The sequence below is a fragment of the Granulicella aggregans genome, assembly GCF_025685565.1.
Classification (GTDB): Bacteria; Acidobacteriota; Terriglobia; order Terriglobales; family Acidobacteriaceae; genus Edaphobacter; species Edaphobacter aggregans_B.
Genome location: NZ_JAGSYE010000001.1, coordinates 543,615 through 562,409, shown reverse-complemented (window position 1 = coordinate 562,409; position 18,795 = coordinate 543,615). Strand labels below are relative to the sequence as shown.

The following is an 18,795-nucleotide window of genomic DNA, read 5'->3' as shown; positions in this document are numbered from 1 at the left end:
AGCGAGGGAAGTTTCTCTCGCTCCGTTCCGTTCTGGTATGGGTTGTGGAATGGATTGCGGCTTAGAAGGTCAGGCGACCTCCGAGCTGAACCAGGCGTGGGAAGCCGAGTGTACCGGTGATCTTGCCGGCGTTGGCTGCACCGGAGTCGACTGCCAGGCTGGGGCCGTTGAACTCAGGCGTGTTGAAGGCGTTGAGCGCCTCGGCGCGGAACTCGGCATGCACGCGCTCGGTGAGCGTGAAGTCCTTGTTCAGCGACAGGTCGCTATTGACGTATCCCGGGCCGTAACAGTTGCTGGCGCGGGGCTGGTTGCCGTATTGGAACGCGGGTGTGGTGGTAAAGGCAGCGGGGTTGAAGTAGGACTTGTTGCCCGCGCCGCCAAGCCGGCTCTCGGGTGAGCCGCTGTAGCAAGGGTTCACACCCGGCACGATCGTCGGCCGCTGTGTGCTATTGCCGTAAGAGGAGTTGCTGTTGGTGCTCTGCGTCAGGGCCAGCGGACCGCCGTTCTGCAGGATCATGATGTCGTTGAACTTCCATCCGCCGACAGCGAGATCTAACCAGCGGTTCGCGGTGCCAAGGAACTGCTTGTTGTGTCCGAAGGGAAGCTCATACGTGCCAGCGACCGTGAAGCGGTTGGGGATATCGTTGGTGGCCCGAGCGTACTCCTTCGAGATGTCGTAGATGTCCTGCGGGCCGTTGTTGCCGGGGTTGAGCGTGTTCGAAGAGCCATAGGCTCCCCAAATGTTGTCCCAGTTCGACGACCATGTGTAGCCGACCAGCACGGTCAGCCCGTGGCTCATCTGTTTCTGCACCTTCACGTCCAGCGCGTTGTAGTCCGAGCGGCCGATGCTGAGCGAGTCTGTGATGCCCTGGTATTGCGGGAAGGGAAGCAGCGTCTGGTAGGTGCTGACCGTTCCCGTGCCGAAGTTGCCGAGTCCGGCGTACTTGTTGGCTACCTTCGTGGTGAGCCCCGAACCTAGAGCATACTGGTTATCGGGAAGCTGGTTGATGTTTTCGCTGTTAGGGAGATTGCGTCCGTGGCCTCCTACATAGCCGACCTTAAGCGCGATGTTGAAGGGAAGCTCGCGCTCCACGTCGAACGAGTAGCTCTCGTACAGCGGAGCTCGGCGGGACTGGTCGAGATGATGCCGCGGATCGCGCCGTAGTTGGACTGTGCCCAGAGGCTGGGAGCTGCGATCAGGAGGGCGATGAAAATCGTCAAAAAGCGGCGTGGAACTCTCAGTGCCAGAACCATGGAAACGTCCTCCAGAAGGGATGAAACAAGCTGTGATTTAAGTCATGAGGAGGCGGGAGCCTCTCGCGGTGAGGCTTGGGGTCAGCTAAGTTCAGAGTTGCTGGAGCGAGGCCGACTTCATTGTCGACCGTGCCGGCGATGGCAACCTTGCGCTCGGACAGAAAAGAGCATCGAGAGAAATGCGACAGCGGAGCCTGCGAACCACAGGTCATACAGCTTGGGTTGATCTTCCGTGGCTTCCGTTAGAAAAACGGAAGCCGCTTCAAAGAAGCGCGATGGGAGACAACTGCATTTCCGGATTTACTTGGATAGGGAAAACTAGCCCAACATGAACGCTGTGTCAACGAGCCCTTGCTGCGAAGCGAGATGCGCTACCGCTATCAGTAGCTCGCGGCCAGCGGACGTTCGCGGTCGGTCGTCATGGTCGGCGCGGCCGACAGCAGTCTCCGCGAATACGGATGCTTGGGCTCCCTAAAGAGATTGCCCGCAATTGCCTGCTCAACGATCTCACCGTGCTGCATCACCGCGACCCGGTCCGCCACCTGGCTGACCACTGCGAGATCGTGCGAGATGAACAGCATAGCGAGCTTGTATTCATTCGTGAGGCGGCGCAGCAGCGCCAGGATCTGGGCCTGCACCGTCACATCGAGCGCCGTCGTTGGCTCGTCCGCAATCAGAAGTCGCGGCCGGTTCACGATCGCCATGGCGATCAGAATTCGCTGTCTCTGGCCGCCGGAAAACTGGTGCGGATAGTCACGTACGCGTCTTTCCACATCGGGAATTCCTACCTCGCGCATGGACTCGATCACGCGGTCCCGCACGCTCGCACGGCCTATCTCCGGATGGTGCGCACGGACCGCCTCTGCGATCTGCTCGCCGACTCGCATCGACGGATTCAGCGCAGTCATCGGCTCCTGGAAGATCATGGCGATCTCCTGGCCGCGATATCGCCTCATCTCCTCGCTGCTTAGCGTCAGCAGGTCGCGGCCGCGAAAGGATATCCTGCCCGTCATCCGCGCGGAGGGCGGCAAGAGGCGCAGAACTGCCAGCGAGGTCGCTGACTTTCCCGATCCCGACTCGCCCACCAGGCCCAGCGTCTCCCCCTCATTGATCGAGAATGAGATATTGGAGACTGCCTTGCGGCCTGAGCCTGCAAACTCGATAGAAAGGTCGTCGACGGTAAGAATCGCTTCAGGCACTGGGCTGAATGGTAGCAAAATCCGCTCGCCAAATCTGCCGCAGGCCCGCGAGACTGCGGCGCCGGCCTTGCGTCCCGTTTGCATCCAGCCTGCGTCTAACTACTTTGGGGAGTCTATGCGACAGAAGTTGATACTCGCGATTGCATCACTCTCGGCAGCCGGCCTGCCGGGCGCTCTGCTTGGCCAGATGCACAAGGTGGCAAAGCCGGAGGACGTGGTGCGCGCTGTCGGCGTCTACGAGTGGATCGGCGACCGCGCCAAGCCCACAGCCACGCGATTGATCCCCGTGAGCCTCTTCATCAACGACGAGTTCCAGGACGCCGGCATCTACCTCTCGCGGCCGGTTCCGTTCGCGCTCGATACCGGGACCATCTACGAGGTCGACAAGTCCGGGGTTCCCGGCGGCAATATCGAACTGATCTCTGCCCGCAGGTTGAAGCCGGTTGGCGACACGGATAGGTTCGACGATGGCTGGGTCGGCTACGGAAAGTTTGCCGCGCCGAAGGTGAAGAAGACCGTTCCCCTGAAGCCGTCAACCGCCACGGCGACGATCACCAGCGATAAGCTGGACAAGGACTCCGACCGGCCGACCTTCGCTCGTCGCGTCGACCATACCGAGGTCGGATCTACGTCCTCCGCAACTCCGGCAGCCGGCTCGCCCGCGCCTCCGGACGATCCCGACCGGCCGCATCTCTCGAAGAAGCCGGACTCGACCACGCCGGCGGCCACTGACGACAAGTCCGCAACCGCCGATGCGCCCGTCGACAAAACACCGCCCGCCACGACCTCCGGAACGCCTGCTCCCGACGCCGACCGGCCGACATTGCGCAAGCGATCGCCGGAGGAGGCAAAGAAGGCTCGCAAAGAGGCTGAGCAGTCCAGCGCGAGAGGCCTGGCGACCTCGCTGAACGACGACCCCGACCGCCCCACTTTGCGTCGCGGACGCGGCCAGCAGGAGCTGGTCGAGGCTGACCTTCCGCTGATCAAAGGCATTCCCGCCGGCCTGAACCAGGCTGTCGCTGTCTCCGACGCCAGCAACCGCCCTGTGCATGACTTCTCCCGCCCATGGGAGGACGATGCAGAGCGCGCCACGGTCCTCGGCAAGATGCGGACTCTAGCTCAGGCGCAACTGACCGCTTATGCGACCATGAACGCTCCGTCTCCCAAGCCTGCGACGGCACCGGCAAAGATCGCTGCCGTGAAGAAGCCTAATAGCAAGCTCCGTCACTCCACCGTGCCGGAAAGCGTCACTCCGGCACCGCCTCTGCTCGACGAGCAGCTCAACGGCTACACGCTGAGCTATGGCGGTGCCGCGACCTACGTCTACTCGGCCCACACCAATGGCGAGGGAGACAACCTGCGCTATGTCACGATCGTGGCCCAGCGCGATACCTTCGGCGAGCTCAAGCCCGCCATCCAGAGCGTCACAGACGCCGCTCACCTCGACCGCACGCCCTGGATGAGGATCGTCGATGCCGTCGACGCCGACGCCTCGAATCGTGCCAGCCTGCTCTTCGAGCTACGCGGCCAAAGCGCACGGCAGTTCGCCCTCTATCGCGTGATTGCCACTCGTTCCGAGCAGATCTTCCTCACCGGCACGACGCAGTAGAGGCTCTGTAGAAACGCGGTAACTGCCACATAGAAACGTCATCTCGACCGAAGCATCGCAGCATTATCGCGATGCGCAGTGGAGAGACCCCCGCATTGGCCTTTGCCTTTGTTCATAAACAGCTGGACCGCCGGGTGCCCCATATCTGGCGGCTCCATCGCCAGATGTGGGATCGGCCTCCGCAGCCCTAAACCGCCGTAGCCTGCTCCTCAAGCGTCAACGAAACCTCTTCCCACTCCGCCAGCATCTTCGTCCGCTGTTCCCGCAGCGACTCAAGATCTCTAGCGTTCTTCGAAGCATCCTCAGCCGTTGTATAGGCCCCCAGCTTCTCTTCCACCGCAATGATCGCGTCATCCAGTCGTGGAATCTCCGCCTCAGCAAACGCAAGCCGATCCTCAAGCTGCTTCAGCTTGATCGGATTCAACCGCTTCACCGTCGGTGCCGCCGGAGCAGGCACAGCCGCAGGTTGTGGCGTATTTGTAACCGCTGCAGGAGCTTGAAATGAATTTGTAATTGCGACGGTTACTTTCTCCGGCCCTCCCTGCTTGCGCCACAGGTAGTCCTCGTAATTCCCCGGATAGATATGCACCCGGCGGTCTTCTACTTCGAAGACCCGTGTTGCCAGCCCATCGATAAAGTACCGGTCGTGCGAGACAAACAGCACCGTGCCCGAGAAGTTCCTGATCGCATCCAGCAGCACGTCCTTCGCGCGAAGATCGAGATGGTTCGTCGGCTCGTCGAGCAGCAGCATGTTCGCGGGAGAGACCAGCATCTTCGCCATCGCATAGCGGTTGCGCTCTCCGCCGGAGAGCACGCCGAGCTTCTTGAAGACATCATCGCCCGAGAACATGAAGCACCCCAGCAGACTCCGAAGCTCCGTCTGCGGCACCTTGGGAGCGATGCCGCTGATGTCGTCCAGCATCTGCGCGTTGTGGTCCAGCACCTTGTACTGGTCCTGCGCGAAGTAGTCGGCGAGCACATTGTGCCCCATCTTGACCTCGCCCGAGGTCGGCGCTTCCAGCAGCGACAGCATACGAATCAGCGTCGATTTACCCGCGCCGTTTGCGCCTACAAGTGCGATGCGGTCGCCGCGATCGATCTGGAAGCTTACATCCTCAAGGATGGTCTTATCGCTGCCATCGGGCCTCGGATAGACCTTCGTCAGATGATTTACTTCGATCACCGTGCGCCCTGAAGCAGGCGGCTGCGGAATCGTAAAGTGAATCGTCGCCTCTTCTTCCGGAATCTCGATTCGCTCAATCTTTTCGAGTTCCTTGATCCTCGACTGCACCTGCTTGGCCTTGGTCGCCTGTGCGCGGAAGCGGTTGATGAACGCCTCCAGCGCGTCGATGCGGTCCTTCTGGTTCTTGTAGGCGTTCAGCAACTGCGTCTTGCGCTCTTCCTTCTGCGTGACGTACTTCTCGTAGTTGCCGTGGTACGTCTGCATCCGCTTGTTCCAGATCTCGACCGTCTTGTTCACGGTCACGTCCAGAAAGTAGCGATCATGCGAGATCAGGATGAAGGCGTTTTCGTACCCGTGTAGATACTCTTCAAGCCAGTTGCGCGACTCGATGTCGAGATGGTTCGTGGGCTCGTCCAGCAGCAGCAAGCTGGGCTTCTGCAACAGCAGCTTGGCCAGCGCGATGCGCATCTGCCAGCCGCCCGAGAACTCCTCGGTCTTGCGCTCCCAGTCTTCCTTCGAGAAGCCCAGACCGCCGAGCACCGCGCCCACTTGCGAGTCGAGCGTGTAGATGTCGTGGACATGCAACTGGTCGGCGATGTCCGAGTACCGCTCCGCTGCCGCGAGATACTCCTTCGACTTAGGGTCTTTGTCCGACAAAATATGCGTCAGCTCAATCGACTCCGCCTCAAGCGCATAGAGGTGGTCGAAGACCGAATGGCACTCCTCGAAGACGGTCTTGCCGCGCATCGCCAGGCCATCCTGCGGCAGGTAGCCCAGGGTCATGCCTTTGACGCGGGTCAGCGTCCCATAGTCGAGCGTCTCCACGCCCGCCAGGATCTTCAGCAAGGTAGACTTGCCCGTACCGTTCCCGCCGACCAGGCCGGTACGTTCGTCAGGAGTGATGAGCCAGTTCGCGTCTTCGAAGAGTAGCTTCTGGCCGAAGCGTTTGCCAGCTTGTGAGAGTTGCAGCATTTCTTCTATTTTCGCATCCGATAGACGTGCATCCTAATCGGTAGGAGAGAGAATCGATGGAAGGCGTATCGGGGGCGGCGGAAACGCGGCGCAAACCTCTTTGGCGGCGGTGGTGGTTCATCATGATTACGGTGGTTGTTGTCGCCGGAGCGGTTACCGGCATCGCCTTCTGGGCGAAGTACAAGTACCTCCGCACGCACGCCGATCAGATCCTGCGCGATCGGGTTGTTGCCTCGCTCTCAGCCCGCTTCAACAGTCCCGTCGAGCTGGACTCCTTCCACCTCGATATCGGCCCCACGATTCACGTCACGGGTGGCGGCTTGCGCATCCTGTACTTAGCCGGACCGACCAAGCCGGACGCCAACCCGAACAATCCCGCTCCCATGATCAGCGTGGACCGTTTCGAGTTCGAAACGAACTTCAAGGCCCTGCTCGAACCCACCACGCGCATCGTCACTGTCCACGTCTCCGGTCTCGATCTGCATGTCCCACCGCACGGCATGGGCCACATCCCGCGCAAGCTGGATAACCCAAAGCCGCAAAAACAACCCAAGATCAGCCTGGTCTTCGACAAGATCATCTGCGAGAACTCCCGCCTCGTCATCGAGACCACCAAGCCCGGTAAACTCCCACTCGTCTTCAATCTCTCGAACATCACCCTCACCGACGTCGGCGCGAGCAAGCCGCTGCTCTACGACGCCGTCCTCACCAACGCCCGCCCGGTCGGCCAGATCCACTCCACCGGCCACTTCGGCCCGTGGCAGGCCGACGACCCGCGTGACACACCCATCGACGGCGACTACTCCTTCACCAACGCCGACCTCGGCCCGTTCAAGGGCATCGCGGGCATTCTTTCTTCGACAGGAAAGTTCAAAGGCAAGCTCGACCACATCAACGTCGAGGGCGTGACCGATACCCCAGACTTTCGCCTCGACATCAGCGATCACCCAGTGCCGCTGCACACGGACTTCACCGCCATCGTTAACGGGACGACCGGCGACACCACGCTGACCCGCGTCGATGCGCGGCTGCAGAAGTCCGTCTTCCACTGTTCGGGATCGGTGATGCGCATCGGAGTTCCAGAGACCGGAGTCACCGGCCATGACGTCGAACTGATCGTGGATATGACCAAGGGCCGGATGGAGGATGTCCTCACCCTTGCGACCAAGACCGCGCCACCTGTCCTCGAAGGCTATCTCTCGCTCCACCAGAATCTCAGCATCCCGCCAGGCAAGGAGACGGTTTCCAGACGCATGAAGCTCGCAGGCACCTTCAGCGTCGACCAGGCCTCCTTCGGTAATCCGGCCATGCAGCTTAAGATTAACGAGATGAGCATGCGCGCCCAGGGCAATCCCAAGGCCGCCAACGCCCAGGACGCCACCCCCGTCGCCTCCAGCGTCAGTGGCGAGTTCGTCCAGGCGAACGGCACGATGCACTTCTCGACGCTCGACTACACCATACCCGGTGCGGTCATCCGGCTGAAGGGCACCTACACCCTGCCCGGGAACAGCTTCGACTTCCAGGGCGTCGTCCGCACCGACGCCACCGCCTCCCACATGACCACAGGCTGGAAGAGCATGCTGCTCAAGGCCGTCGATCCGCTCCTCAGAAAAAACGGTGCAGGCCTCGAAATCCCCATCACCATCAAGGGCACCAAGTCCGATCCGCACTTCGGCGTCGACATGAAGAAGATGTTCTAGCTCCGAACCCGAATCGCCAACCCGGCGAGGCCTGTGGAAACGAGACCCAGCCTCCGCCGTGCCTCTGCCGAGTTTACGATCGGAGAATCACGTCTCTCCAGGACTCGTCTTCGATGAATCTCCCCCGCGCCCTCTTGGCTTCTCTGACGCTGCTTCTCGCGATCTCCGCTACGGTTCGGCTGCCTGCGCAGAACCCCACGCCAAACTGCAGCCATTGTGCCGAGTGGAACACGCCGCAGGAACCCTTCCGCATCTTCGGCAACACTTACTATGTTGGACCGCACGGCATCAGCTCCATCCTGATCACCTCGCCCGCCGGACACATCCTGATCGACGGTGCCATCGCCGAATCCGCTCCGCAGATCGCCGCCCACATCCGCGCGCTGGGCTTCCGCGTAGAAGACGTAAAGCTCATCCTCAGCACCCACATCCACTTCGACCACGCCGGTGGTATCGCCGAACTCCAGCGCATGACCGGCGCAACCGTAATGGCCAGCCCATCCAGCGCCAGAGTGCTCTCAACAGGCGAAAACGATCCCGCCGATCCACAGTTTGAGATACTTCTGCCGCTTGAGAAGGTCGCCAAGGTGAAGGTGCTCACCCCAGGCGAGACCGTCCACGTCGGCCCTCTGGCGCTCACTTCGCATCCCACTCCGGGCCACACCTCCGGCGGAACCAGCTGGACGTGGACCTCCTGCGAGGGCAATCTCTGTCACAGCATGGTCTACGCGGACAGTGTCAGCGCAGTCTCCTCCGACAGCTACAAGTTCACCCACAACTCCACCAACCCGCATGCCATCCAGGACTTCGACAAGAGCTTCGCGTTTCTGGAAGCGGTCCCCTGCGATATCCTGCTCACCGCCCATCCTGAGGTCGCCGACATCTGGGACAAGATGGAGCAGCGCAAGGCTGGCGTCACACCCGATCCGATGGTCGATCCCGGAGCCTGCAGGCAACTTGCGGAGAACGCAAGGAAGCAGCTCGACCTGCGGATCGCAAAGGAGACGGGCAAGTAGTTCCGCAAATCAAGCCACTCAAAGACTAGGGGATGAGGTAGAAAGGATTCGGAAGTTTCACCGAGTGTTCCGCCTGGGGCTCTCCAGCGAGGTCGCTTAGCTGATCACCGACGTTCAGGATGATCTTGTAGCCCTGTGCGACGATCTTCGCCCGTTCGCCGGACTTGAACTCGATCGTTGTCTGCGACTTCGGATGGTTCTCGGGTCGCAGGTACAGCTCCTGCCAGTGATCGAACCCCGCTGCCTTCAGGTTTGCAGCTGTGTCGGCTCGCTGACCCTCAGGCCGGCCGGTGATGAAGAACACGGCGACTCCCGCCTTCGACGCCTCGCGGAATAGGCGCAGAGTGGAAGGGATCGCCGGGCTGCAATGCAACGCGACACACCAGTTCGAATCCGTTGGGATATATCCGAAGTCGTCGTGAACTTCGACGGCCCAGTTCGAAAGCGAGGTCTCGTCGATATCCAACACCATGGCCAGCTTCGCCTTCGGTGGTGCCGCCGCCACGCTCTGTTTCAGGAATTGAATGGCAAGGTCGGCCTGCCGCTCCATCTGCGGGGTATAGCAGTCGGTCTCCGTGCAGGAGTGATATTGGGTTAGCCGCGTCTTCAGTGCGTCGAGGTTGGCCGGCTCGCCGGGAACTGGGGCGATGGCCTGCTGGGCTTCGCTTAGACCGCAGCAAAGCAGAAGCGCTAAGAGGATTCGCCGCATGGTTTCCTCCACTCCATCAATGGAATTTTGAAAAGCCTAACACCTTCCTTGCTCTTCCCATCCAGGAGATCGTTCCTTTTCTGTGCAGTCGCCCCGCCGCCGTCTGATATCTTCGGGGTTGGGAGATCGATGCCGGTACAGCCACAACTCTTCCCCGAGCAGGAGCCCCAGTCGGCTCCATCTACGATCGCTCCGCCTCCGCCCAGGGCAGAGTCTTCGACAGGCGCTCCCATCTGGCTGCAGCGCATGTCGCTCTTCGTGCTCGTCTTGTTCTGCGTCTACCTGGGCGTGCTGGTCATGGTGCTGCCGTGGTGGCCGCGCATGTGGGACCAGAACATGTTCATCGACGCCCGCCCCCAGCTTGCCAGCATCCTGCATAACGGCGCCATTCGCGGGCTGATCTCCGGTCTGGGCGCGCTCGACATCTGGATTGGCATCTCCGAGGCCATCCACTACCGCGAATCGCGAGGCTAAACGCTGCTGCCGCGCCACGAAAGCACACGCAAAGGTGAGTCATCCATGTCGCGACCCAAACCGGAACGCCTCGAACGAGCGCCCCTTGCCTATGAGAACAGCCAATTTATCGATTCGCCCGACGGTCGCCTCTTCCGCATGATGGCCGAGTACTCGGAGCCCATGGCGCGTTTCCGCCGCCAGCGTATCGAGGACACGGTCGTCTTCTTCGGCTCGGCACGTTTCCGCGCTCTTGATGAAGCGAACGAGGCTCTGGAACTCCTTGAGAACACAGGCTCTGCCAATCCAGCTCCTCCAGCCGAGCAGCCCGCGCGCCCCGAAGAGGTCGAGAGCGGCGAAGCCAGCGAAGTAAAGCTCATGCTCGCCGAATCTGCCGTCGAGATGGCCCGCTACTACGAGGACGCCCGCAAGCTCGCCTACATGCTTACGACCTGGTCGAAGACGCTCCCCGGCCGCAGGCACCGCTTTGTCGTCACCAGCGGCGGTGGCCCAGGCATCATGGAGGCCGCCAACCGAGGCGCCTACGAGGCGGGCGGCAAGAGCATCGGCCTCAACATCAAGCTGCCCTTCGAGCAGCTTCCCAACCCCTACATCACCCCAGAGCTCAACTTCGAGTTCCACTACTTCTTCATGCGGAAGTACTGGTTCGCCTACCTGGCGAAGGCGCTGGTGGTCTTTCCCGGCGGCTTCGGCACGTTGGACGAGATGTTCGAGCTGCTCACGCTCTCACAGACGAACAAGCTCGCCAAGAAGATCACCATCCTCATCTACGGTCCGGACTACTGGAAGAACGTCATCAACCTGGACCTGCTGGCCCAAAAGGGAGCGATTGCCATGAAAGACCGCGACCTCTTCCAGTATGTCGATACACCCGAGGAGGCCTTCGAGGTTCTTAAGGCAGGGCTCTTGGAGCACCACATGGAGCACGGCCGCGGCGAAGCCATTCCCGAGACGCCGGAACTCTCCGCCCAGGAGATCCTGGGTCCGGACATCGCCAAGACGCGATAACCGCCGGAAAGGTACTTTAGTTGTATCCACTTTGGTACCTTTTACGGGATATTGAAGCACCGTTCTCAGTGCAGTCACGCGAACTTCACATCGCTCCGGGATACTGAATGCGTAGGATTCTCAACCTGGTGCATTTGGGGGCGGCGAATGGGTAATACCAGCATCTCTTATCTCTGGCGGGAGCCGAAGTCGGCTGAGGGCTTCAAAGCAGGCGTATCGCTCCACAGCCACACCAATCAGTCGAAGGAGACGCTGGATTTCATCGCGGAGATGAGCCAGGACTGGCCATGGCTCATGCCGATCATGCGCTGGGCCGAAGACCGCTCTGCCGAGAAGACGGGCATCCGCCCGCAATACACGAAGAGCTACTGGACTCCGCCATTGACGCCGAAGCTGGCCTTCGACCTTGAAGAGCAGCAGATCCAGAATCAGTTGCAGCTTCCCGCCCTGGTCTCCATCTCGGACCACGACGATATCAACGCTCCGATGCTGCTGCGCTCGCTTAACTCCGCCCGGCACATTCCGGTCTCGCTCGAGTGGACTGTCCCCTTCGGTCCGACCGCCTTCCATCTTGGCGTTCACAATCTGCCCAGCGCGACTGGAACCGCGTGGCAGGAGCGCCTCGCCGAGTTCACCGCCCTGCCCATCGAAGGCCGTGACCCCAAGCTGCTGACACAGATCCTCGCCGAACTCGATGAGATTCCCGGCGTCCTGCTCATCTTCAATCACCCGCTCTGGGACCTCTACCGCGTCGGGGCCGACAAGCACGGCGTCTCGGTCAACGAGTTCCTCGCCATCAACGGCCAGTACATCCATGCGCTCGAACTCAACGGCCTGCGCACCTGGAAGGAAAACGCCGCCGTCACCGTGCTCGCAGGCAAGTGGAACCAGATCACGATCTCGGGCGGCGACCGTCACGGCATCGAGCCGAACGCCAACGTCAACCTGACCAACGCGACCACCTTCAACGAGTTCGTCCACGAAGTGCGCCGCGAGCGCATCAGCCACACCCTCTTCATGCCCCAATACCGCGAGCCCTGGAAGCACCGCATTCTGCAGGGTACGCTGGACGCCATCCGCGACTACCCTCACTTCCCTGAAGGGATGCGGACGTGGGACGAGCGCGTCTTCCACCCGGATTCGAACGGCATCATCCGTCCGCTCTCAACTCTGTGGAAGGACAACGTGGTGCCCCGGGTGGTTACGGGAGCGATGAAGATCGTGCGCATGATGGAGGCCCGGCCGGTCGCCCGCGGCCTGAAGATGGCCTGGAGCGACGCCGGAGAGATGCGCGCCGCCCTCGCCGAAATCGACGCATAGCGTCCCTCAGCGGACAAAGAGCCGTCAGATCCAATGGAAGTGCCATCTCGACCGGAACGGCGGACAGCACTATCGTCCGCCGCGCAGTGGAGAGACCCCCGCATTTCGTTCTTGCACGTGTAGGCTGCAGGCCTGCGGTCTCACTTCTTCACCAAGCGTTCAACCGGATCGCGATACTCTTAGGCGATGCTCGTGCCTCGCGTAGCCTACTTTCCCGACTCGTTCCACGAGGTCAACGGCGTCGCGCATACCAGCCGCAACTTCGAGGCCTATGCGTTGCGCAGGAACCTGCCCTTTCTTTGTGTGCGCGCGGGCGATCGCGATGAGCCAGTCGTGCAAAGCGGAGAGGTTCGCTCGCTCGAACTCATGCGCAGCCGGACTTCGATCCGTCTTGAAAAAGACCTCGAGTTCGACGCAATCTTCTGGCGGCACTACGACCAGATTGAGTGGCAGCTCAAAATCTTCCAGCCCGACATCATTCACATCACCGGCCCCAGCGAACTGGGCATCTTCGGTGCTCTCTTCGCCTGGAAGATAGGCATCCCTCTAGCGGCCTCCTGGCACACGAACGTGCATGAATACCTCGCCAAGCGCATGCGCGGCCTGACTGGTCTGCTGCCAGCCGGAAACATCCCCGCCGCCGAGCGCGGCATCGAGAACGCTACCCTCGCGGCAACTGCTCGCTTCTATCGCCTGGCTCGCGTGCTCTTCGCGCCAAACCTCGAACTCTGCGCGATGCTCGAGAAGGCGACCGGCAAGCCCTGCCACCTCATGCAGCGTGGAGTGGATACGAACCTCTTCACGCCCGCCAAGCGCCGCCGTCTGGCGGAAGACCGGAGCATCACCCTCGGATACGTCGGCCGGCTTTCGATCGAAAAGAACATCGCCTTGCTGGTCCGGGTCGCCGAACAGCTGCGAACGATGCGGATCGATGTCCACTTCCTGATCGTCGGCCAGGGTGGTGACGAGGCCCTTCTGCGCGAACAGCTTCCCCAGGCTGAATTCGCTGGCGTGCTCCGTGGCGAAGCCCTCGCCGAGGCCTACGCCGACATGGACATCTTCGTCTTCCCCTCGCACACGGACACCTTTGGCAACGTCGTTCTTGAAGCGCTGGCGAGCGGCGTCCCCGCCGTCGTGACGCCCGACGGCGGCCCAAAGTACATCGTTACCCACGAAGTCACCGGCTTCGTGGCGAAGGACGAAGACTTTGCCTCATCCGTAGCCACGCTCGCGACTGACCCGGATCGCCTGAACAGGATGCGCCTCGCCGCCCGTGAGTACGCCCTCGGCTGTAGCTGGGACGCTGTCTTCGGCCGTGTCTATGACGCCTATCAAGACGCTCTAGTCCCCTAGCGAAGGTTCTAACCTGAATCAACTCCGTCATCTCGACCGGAGTCGCGCGGCTCTATCGCGCGGCGTAGTGGAGAGACCCCCGCATTCTGTCGTACTCAGTAACGCAACTCGCCAACGTAGACGCCATACGGCGGCAGCACGACCGGATTGAGGTCCATCGAGACCGGCTGCGACTCAGGATTCAGCACCGACCGCAGGAAGCTGCCGCGCAGGTGAAGATTGGTCAGGTCAGCCTTGATAGGAAGACTCAAAGGCTTTGCCGAGAGGTTGCAGACCACCACTAGCGGAGGATTGGCCAGGCTGGGATTAGCAGTCTTCCGCACCCAGACGAGCGCATTGGAGCTGTCGTAGTTGAGAAGGACATCGTCGCCATCCCGGACGGAGTTCCTTCCATGGTGCAGTTGGATCAGTTGGCGATAGAAGCTGAGCACGGAGTTGGGATTGAGCTCCTGCCCCGCTGCTGTCGCCGGATCAGGCGGCGCCGGCTTGGCCGGTTTTACCGGCTTGACCGGTGCGACGTAGGGCACGTAACGCTCTGAAGGGGTAAACGGTGCTGGCGGTGGGGCCGGTTTCGGCGCAGCCGCTTCCTCGGTCGGCTCAGGCTCCGTAACGGGAGGCTTGCCCCACGGCATCATCGCCGCCGCCCCTGAATGTACTCCGAGTTCCTGTCCCGCGTAGATCACCGGAACCGAGCGATTCAGCAGAAGAACCACGGCGATCATCTTCGCTGCCTCACGCTCTGATCCCGCGGGCGCAAAGCGGTTCACACTGTGCGGAAGTCCCTGGGCATCGGTTGCCATGGCCGGAGATCCGGTCCGCAGGAGCGCCTGATCGCCCTCGAGTGCGCCTCTCAACTCCGCCGCTGCGTTGGTTGCGGGCGGTGTCGGCAGCTTCAGCAGAGCTGTGTCGAGCTGGAGTTCATTCGCTGGGGACTTGGCGGCATCACTGGACAGGTCCGCGTCGGTGATAAGCACACGTTGGCCGACGAAGCTCGGCAGCAACCTCCGGATGGCCGCCACGGCCGGCGAGTTGGGGTCGCCCGGAACGTAAAACCCGGCGACGCCGCGAGTCAGCCAGTAGCGGGCCAGCGCAGGGTCCGGGTGCGAGATCGTCAGCAGGATGCGGAGATTGCGCCTGCTGGCTTGGAGCGAAAGCTCATCAAAGTCATCGATCGTCCCTAGGGCAGGATCGACCGTGCCCGGGCCGGAGGCCAGTTCATCCAGCAGGATCGCATCGACGCCCAGGTCGTGGATGTAGTCCAGCCGCTCCGTGATCCCCTTCAGCGTCCCGCCCAAGCCTTCCGGCTCCTTGCTGCTCTGCGCAAAGGTGCGGGGATCGATCCGATACAGTACGGCGTGTTTGAACCACGTCCGGGCCGTCATCCCGGAACCCACCCACCCAGGCCGCGCCAGCGTCTGCGCGGGCGTCTTTGCAGAGAGCGAAAGGGCGACCAGCGCCGCCAGACAGATCGTAGTTCGTTGCGAGCGCTTCAGGACCGGTTTGTTCATGAGGAGTAAGCGGATGGCCAAGGGACGACGCAGCGAGCAGAACGTGTCCCTCACCCAAGCCTTGAATCATTGTACCCAGCGACGTTCGCCGGATGGCTGGCTTCAGATCTTTGGCTGTATGTTTCGACCGGATGAGCAAAAGAGAACAGTCTCCACCGTCTCTGAGATGCGATGCTTATGTCATCTAGCTCACTTACGGAAGAACGACATATGACCCCGCTAACCCCAGACTCATTCGATCTCGCCAAGTTTCTCGCGAATGCAGGATTGGGGCGCAAGATCGTTCATCTCAAGCCAACTGAGAATTTTTTTTCACAGGGTGGGCCGGCTGACTTCGTCCTTTATCTGCAAACAGGCCGAGCCAAGCTCACGGTCGTATCCAAGACCGGCAAGGAGGCCACGATCACGCTTCTGGCTGCCGGGGACTTTATTGGGGAAGAGTCCATCGCCGGTCCTCTCGGTCTTCGCATGGCGACGGCCACAGCGATCACCGGATGCACCGCCTTGAAGATTGAACGAGGAGAGATGATTCGCGTCATGAGCGAAGAGCACGCCTTCTCGGACCTCTTCCTCAAATTCCTGCTGGCCCGGAGCATGAGGATTCAGGCAGACCTGGTCGATCAACTCTTCAACTCCAGTGAGAAGCGCCTTGCCCGTATTCTCCTGCTGATGGCTGAGTTCGGCAAAGTCGATGATCCCGAGACGCTGATTCCAAAGATCACGCAGGAGACGCTTGCCGAGATGATCGGCACCACGCGCTCCCGGGTGAGCTTCTTTATGAACCGGTTCAGAAAGCTTGGATTTATCGAGTACAACGGCCGGATCAAGGTGCACAAATCACTCTTGAATGTCATCCTGCACGATCAATTGTCCGAGGACGGATCGGGTCGCGTGCCAGACGCGGAGCGCAGCCAGGCTGCTCTCTCAGCGGTTGGGAAAAAACGATCAAAGCTGACGGATAATGTTCGCGCTTGAGCACGCTGTCCCCAATGAGGAGATTGCAAATGACTCAACGAAAACCAACGCTCCTGATCGTCGACGACGAACCTGTTACAAGAGAGTTGCTGTCCCAGGTCTTTAGCCAACCGCGGGCACGAGGTCTGCTCGGCGAAGGATGGTTTCACGGCTCTATAGCAGATCAGGGCAGAGCCTCCAGATATCATTCTGTCCGACCTGAACATGCCGGGGATGTCGGGATTCGAGCTTCTGTCCGTCGTGCGAAGGCGCATCCCCGGCGTCTACGTCATTGCCACCAGCGGGGCGTTCGCGGGAGAGCGAGTGCCGCACGGGATCGCAGCGGACGCCTATTACGCCAAGGCCACGGGTCTCAAACACCTCTTCGAGATCCTGCAGAACGCACTGGATAGAGTATCGCGAAATCGAAACAGCGCAGCCACTCCAATCTGGATATCGCCCACCGAGCGTGATGCTTCGTCGCGGGCGAAGGTGCTCATCAGTTGCTCCGACTGCCTGAGAGCGTTCTCCTTATTGGTGGAAGCAGCAGACTTTGTGATCCATGAAACGTCCTGTGTCTACCGTGGAACGCAAATTTACTACGCGACCGTCCAACCAATGAATCCGCGTCGCCACTGCAATTCCGCTCCGGCGGAGAATCTGCCAAGGCCTAAGCGATCCTGCTAGTCCACTTTGTTGTCGATTCAGGCAGCGGCCTGTTCAAACCTGCCTGACACCCTCTCGCCTCCTCAATTGACAAATCTGTACCCGAACCCGAAGATTGGGATACCACCTGTTACCCCAAAAGAGTTCCCAGCTCACCTGCCACGACGCGGGAGCTTCGGTGTATCTTCACTCTTTTGATCGCGGGCGGCCTTCCTTTTCAAAATTTCAGAGGTGTGAACCATGGCATTGGCTCGGGGCATTTCACGGCGCGATTTTCTTATGCGTGTTGGGCAGGCTGGCGGATACGGCGCTGCGTTTTCGACGATGCAATCGCTGGGGTTGCTGCCGATGAAGGGCGTGCTGGCTGAGGCCATCCATGCCGCTCCGGGCGTTGGTAAAGGAACGAAGGTGGTCGTCCTCGGCGCTGGCATCGGAGGCCTCGTTTCAGCCTATGAGCTTCGCAAGCTTGGCTACGAAGTCACCGTCCTTGAGGCCCGCGAGCGCCCCGGCGGACGCAACTGGACCGGCCGCAAGGGCACCAAGGTGGAGTTCACCGATGGCACCGTGCAGGAGATCAAGTGGGAAGAGGGCAACTACCAGAACCTCGGCCCCGCTCGTCTGCCGAGCACTCACTGGACGATGCTGGGCTACGCCCGCGAGCTCGGCGTGCCCATGGAAGTGGAGATCAACACCACGCGCTCGTCGCTGCTGCAGAACGATAAAGCCAATGACGGCAAGCCAGTAGTGCAGCGCAAGGCGGTCAACGATACCCGCGGCCACGTCTCCGAACTGCTGGCAAAGTGTATCAACCAGGGAGCGCTGGACGCCGAGATCACAAAAGAAGATCGCGAGCGGATGGTGTCCTTCCTGGGTGTTTATGGGCCGCTGGACAAGTCGGGCAAGTATGTCGGTTCGGATCGGGCGGGGTACAAGGTGTATCCGGGAGCCGGCGACCAGGAGCCGGTCAACGAGATGCCCATGGACATGCACACCCTGCTCGACGAAAACTTTTGGAACGGCCTGCTCTATGAGGAGGCGAACGACTGGCAGGCGACCATGATGCAGCCGGTCGGCGGCATGGACCGCATTCCGTATGCCTTCGCAAAATCGCTGGGCGACATCGTTCAGTACAGCTCCCCGGTGACCCAAATCCGCAAGACCAGCAAGGGTGTCGCGATCTCCTACACGCAGGGTGGAGCCGAGAAGAAGATCGAAGCCGCATACTGCATCTGCGCGATGCCGTTCTCGATCCTCAAGAAGACCCCGAACGACTTTTCGCCGGAGATGAAGTCCGTGATCGACGGCAGCACCATGGGCCACTCCCTCAAGATCGCCTGGGAGTCGCGCCGTTTCTGGGAGCAGGACTACAACATCTACGGCGGTCTTTCGTTCGTCGCGCAGGGGCCGAGCCCGGTCTGGTATCCCAGCGGGCGCCTGATGCACCCCACCGGCATCGTGGTCGCCGGCTATATGGACGAGTCGCAGGTAAAGGGCTTCTCCGACATGACCATGGAACAGAAGTTCGCCATCTCCCGCGGCACCATCGAGAAGCTGCACCCCGGTCACGGCAAAGAGCTGACCAACCCCATCTACTGCGGCTGGCGCATGGTGAAGTGGAACGAAGGCTCGTGGATTCAGAGCTACGGCGGCGGTAAGCAGGGATACGAGACGGTCATCAAGGCCGACGGCCCCATTTACTTCGCTGGCGACACCGCCAGCCACATCGTCGGCTGGCAGGAGGGCGCGGCCTTGAGCGCTCGCCGTGCTGTGGACATGATCAGCGATAAGGTGAAGTCCGCACGGCTGGCTGGAGGCAACGCCACGCTATCGGCATGAGCCAATGTCACTCGAGTGACGCAATTCGTGTAGG

The 18,795-nt window shown here is 61.0% G+C and carries 15 protein-coding genes; 10 read left to right on the top strand and 5 right to left on the bottom strand.

Annotation, left to right across the window (positions count from 1 at the left end; translation table 11 throughout):
• Nucleotides 1-61: 61 nt before the first annotated feature.
• Together OHL18_RS02340 and OHL18_RS02335 are read right to left on the bottom strand one after the other, a co-directional pair.
• The gene (locus OHL18_RS02340; RefSeq protein ID WP_449727815.1) at nucleotides 62-1,180 is read right to left on the bottom strand and encodes a hypothetical protein; all 1,119 of its coding nucleotides are present in this window, start codon (nucleotides 1,178-1,180) and stop codon (nucleotides 62-64) included.
• Nucleotides 1,181-1,634: 454 nt separating this feature from the next.
• Complete coding sequence (locus OHL18_RS02335; protein WP_263373223.1) at nucleotides 1,635-2,537, bottom strand: ABC transporter ATP-binding protein; 903 nt, start codon at nucleotides 2,535-2,537, stop codon at nucleotides 1,635-1,637.
• A gap of 31 nt (nucleotides 2,538-2,568) precedes the next feature.
• Here OHL18_RS02335 and OHL18_RS02330 point away from each other — a divergent pair, with 31 nt between their 5' ends.
• Entirely contained in the window at nucleotides 2,569-4,062 is a 1,494-nt protein-coding gene (locus tag OHL18_RS02330) for a hypothetical protein (RefSeq protein ID WP_263373222.1), read from the top strand.
• Nucleotides 4,063-4,249: 187 nt separating this feature from the next.
• Here OHL18_RS02330 and OHL18_RS02325 read toward each other — a convergent pair whose 3' ends face one another.
• Complete coding sequence (locus OHL18_RS02325; protein ID WP_263373221.1) at nucleotides 4,250-6,217, bottom strand: ABC-F family ATP-binding cassette domain-containing protein; 1,968 nt, start codon at nucleotides 6,215-6,217, stop codon at nucleotides 4,250-4,252.
• 56 nt (nucleotides 6,218-6,273) lie between these two features.
• On the opposite strand from OHL18_RS02325, the gene OHL18_RS02320 reads away from it, so the two are divergent.
• Nucleotides 6,274-7,917 carry an AsmA-like C-terminal region-containing protein gene (locus OHL18_RS02320; protein ID WP_263373220.1) on the top strand — a complete coding sequence of 548 codons (1,644 nt, stop codon included), beginning with the start codon at nucleotides 6,274-6,276 and terminating at the stop codon, nucleotides 7,915-7,917.
• A 113-nt stretch (nucleotides 7,918-8,030) separates the two neighbouring features.
• Nucleotides 8,031-8,933, top strand: a complete 903-nt coding sequence (bla, locus tag OHL18_RS02315; RefSeq protein WP_263373219.1) for a subclass B3 metallo-beta-lactamase — start codon at nucleotides 8,031-8,033, stop codon at nucleotides 8,931-8,933.
• Between the two features lie 25 nt (nucleotides 8,934-8,958).
• Here the strand turns inward: bla and OHL18_RS02310 are convergent, their stop codons facing one another.
• The gene (locus tag OHL18_RS02310; RefSeq protein WP_263373218.1) at nucleotides 8,959-9,642 is read right to left on the bottom strand and encodes an HAD family acid phosphatase; all 684 of its coding nucleotides are present in this window, start codon (nucleotides 9,640-9,642) and stop codon (nucleotides 8,959-8,961) included.
• 129 nt (nucleotides 9,643-9,771) lie between these two features.
• Here OHL18_RS02310 and OHL18_RS02305 point away from each other — a divergent pair, with 129 nt between their 5' ends.
• The 4 genes from OHL18_RS02305 (at nucleotide 9,772) to OHL18_RS02290 (ending at nucleotide 13,797) form a co-directional block, all read left to right on the top strand.
• Entirely contained in the window at nucleotides 9,772-10,116 is a 345-nt protein-coding gene (locus tag OHL18_RS02305; protein WP_263373217.1) for a hypothetical protein, read from the top strand.
• 45 nt (nucleotides 10,117-10,161) lie between these two features.
• On the top strand, nucleotides 10,162-11,124 hold the full coding sequence (locus OHL18_RS02300) for an LOG family protein (protein WP_263373216.1): 963 nt from the start codon (nucleotides 10,162-10,164) through the stop codon (nucleotides 11,122-11,124).
• Nucleotides 11,125-11,271: 147 nt separating this feature from the next.
• The gene (locus OHL18_RS02295; RefSeq protein WP_263373215.1) at nucleotides 11,272-12,444 is read left to right on the top strand and encodes a hypothetical protein; all 1,173 of its coding nucleotides are present in this window, start codon (nucleotides 11,272-11,274) and stop codon (nucleotides 12,442-12,444) included.
• A 186-nt stretch (nucleotides 12,445-12,630) separates the two neighbouring features.
• On the top strand, nucleotides 12,631-13,797 hold the full coding sequence (locus OHL18_RS02290; RefSeq protein ID WP_263373214.1) for a glycosyltransferase: 1,167 nt from the start codon (nucleotides 12,631-12,633) through the stop codon (nucleotides 13,795-13,797).
• A 95-nt stretch (nucleotides 13,798-13,892) separates the two neighbouring features.
• On the opposite strand, the gene OHL18_RS02285 is transcribed toward OHL18_RS02290, so the two are convergent.
• Nucleotides 13,893-15,305, bottom strand: a complete 1,413-nt coding sequence (locus OHL18_RS02285; protein ID WP_263373213.1) for an alpha-amylase family protein — start codon at nucleotides 15,303-15,305, stop codon at nucleotides 13,893-13,895.
• Nucleotides 15,306-15,515: 210 nt separating this feature from the next.
• On the opposite strand from OHL18_RS02285, the gene OHL18_RS02280 reads away from it, so the two are divergent.
• The 3 genes from OHL18_RS02280 to OHL18_RS02270 all read left to right on the top strand — a co-directional run bounded on the left by OHL18_RS02280 (nucleotide 15,516) and on the right by OHL18_RS02270 (nucleotide 18,761).
• Nucleotides 15,516-16,280: a Crp/Fnr family transcriptional regulator gene (locus OHL18_RS02280; protein WP_263373212.1), complete on the top strand. Its 765-nt coding sequence runs from the start codon at nucleotides 15,516-15,518 to the stop codon at nucleotides 16,278-16,280.
• Between the two features lie 162 nt (nucleotides 16,281-16,442).
• Nucleotides 16,443-16,946, top strand: coding sequence for a response regulator (locus tag OHL18_RS02275; protein WP_263374571.1), 504 nt, complete (start codon nucleotides 16,443-16,445; stop codon nucleotides 16,944-16,946).
• 258 nt (nucleotides 16,947-17,204) lie between these two features.
• Nucleotides 17,205-18,761 (top strand): flavin monoamine oxidase family protein, encoded by a 1,557-nt coding sequence (locus OHL18_RS02270; RefSeq protein WP_263373211.1) that lies wholly within the window; start codon nucleotides 17,205-17,207, stop codon nucleotides 18,759-18,761.
• The last annotated feature ends 34 nt before the right edge of the window (nucleotides 18,762-18,795 follow it).

Bases quoted from the DNA above. Each gene is read 5' to 3' on its own strand.
- OHL18_RS02335 (WP_263373223.1), bottom strand. From the start codon at position 2,537: ATGCAAACGGGACGCAAGGCCGGCGCCGCAGTCTCGCGGGCCTGCGGC.
- OHL18_RS02330 (WP_263373222.1), top strand. From the start codon at position 2,569: ATGCGACAGAAGTTGATACTCGCGATTGCATCACTCTCGGCAGCCGGC.
- OHL18_RS02325 (WP_263373221.1), bottom strand. From the start codon at position 6,217: ATGCTGCAACTCTCACAAGCTGGCAAACGCTTCGGCCAGAAGCTACTC.
- OHL18_RS02320 (WP_263373220.1), top strand. From the start codon at position 6,274: ATGGAAGGCGTATCGGGGGCGGCGGAAACGCGGCGCAAACCTCTTTGG.
- bla (WP_263373219.1), top strand. From the start codon at position 8,031: ATGAATCTCCCCCGCGCCCTCTTGGCTTCTCTGACGCTGCTTCTCGCG.
- OHL18_RS02310 (WP_263373218.1), bottom strand. From the start codon at position 9,642: ATGCGGCGAATCCTCTTAGCGCTTCTGCTTTGCTGCGGTCTAAGCGAA.
- OHL18_RS02305 (WP_263373217.1), top strand. From the start codon at position 9,772: ATGCCGGTACAGCCACAACTCTTCCCCGAGCAGGAGCCCCAGTCGGCT.
- OHL18_RS02300 (WP_263373216.1), top strand. From the start codon at position 10,162: ATGTCGCGACCCAAACCGGAACGCCTCGAACGAGCGCCCCTTGCCTAT.
- OHL18_RS02295 (WP_263373215.1), top strand. From the start codon at position 11,272: ATGGGTAATACCAGCATCTCTTATCTCTGGCGGGAGCCGAAGTCGGCT.
- OHL18_RS02290 (WP_263373214.1), top strand. From the start codon at position 12,631: ATGCTCGTGCCTCGCGTAGCCTACTTTCCCGACTCGTTCCACGAGGTC.
- OHL18_RS02285 (WP_263373213.1), bottom strand. From the start codon at position 15,305: ATGAACAAACCGGTCCTGAAGCGCTCGCAACGAACTACGATCTGTCTG.
- OHL18_RS02280 (WP_263373212.1), top strand. From the start codon at position 15,516: ATGACCCCGCTAACCCCAGACTCATTCGATCTCGCCAAGTTTCTCGCG.
- OHL18_RS02270 (WP_263373211.1), top strand. From the start codon at position 17,205: ATGCGTGTTGGGCAGGCTGGCGGATACGGCGCTGCGTTTTCGACGATG.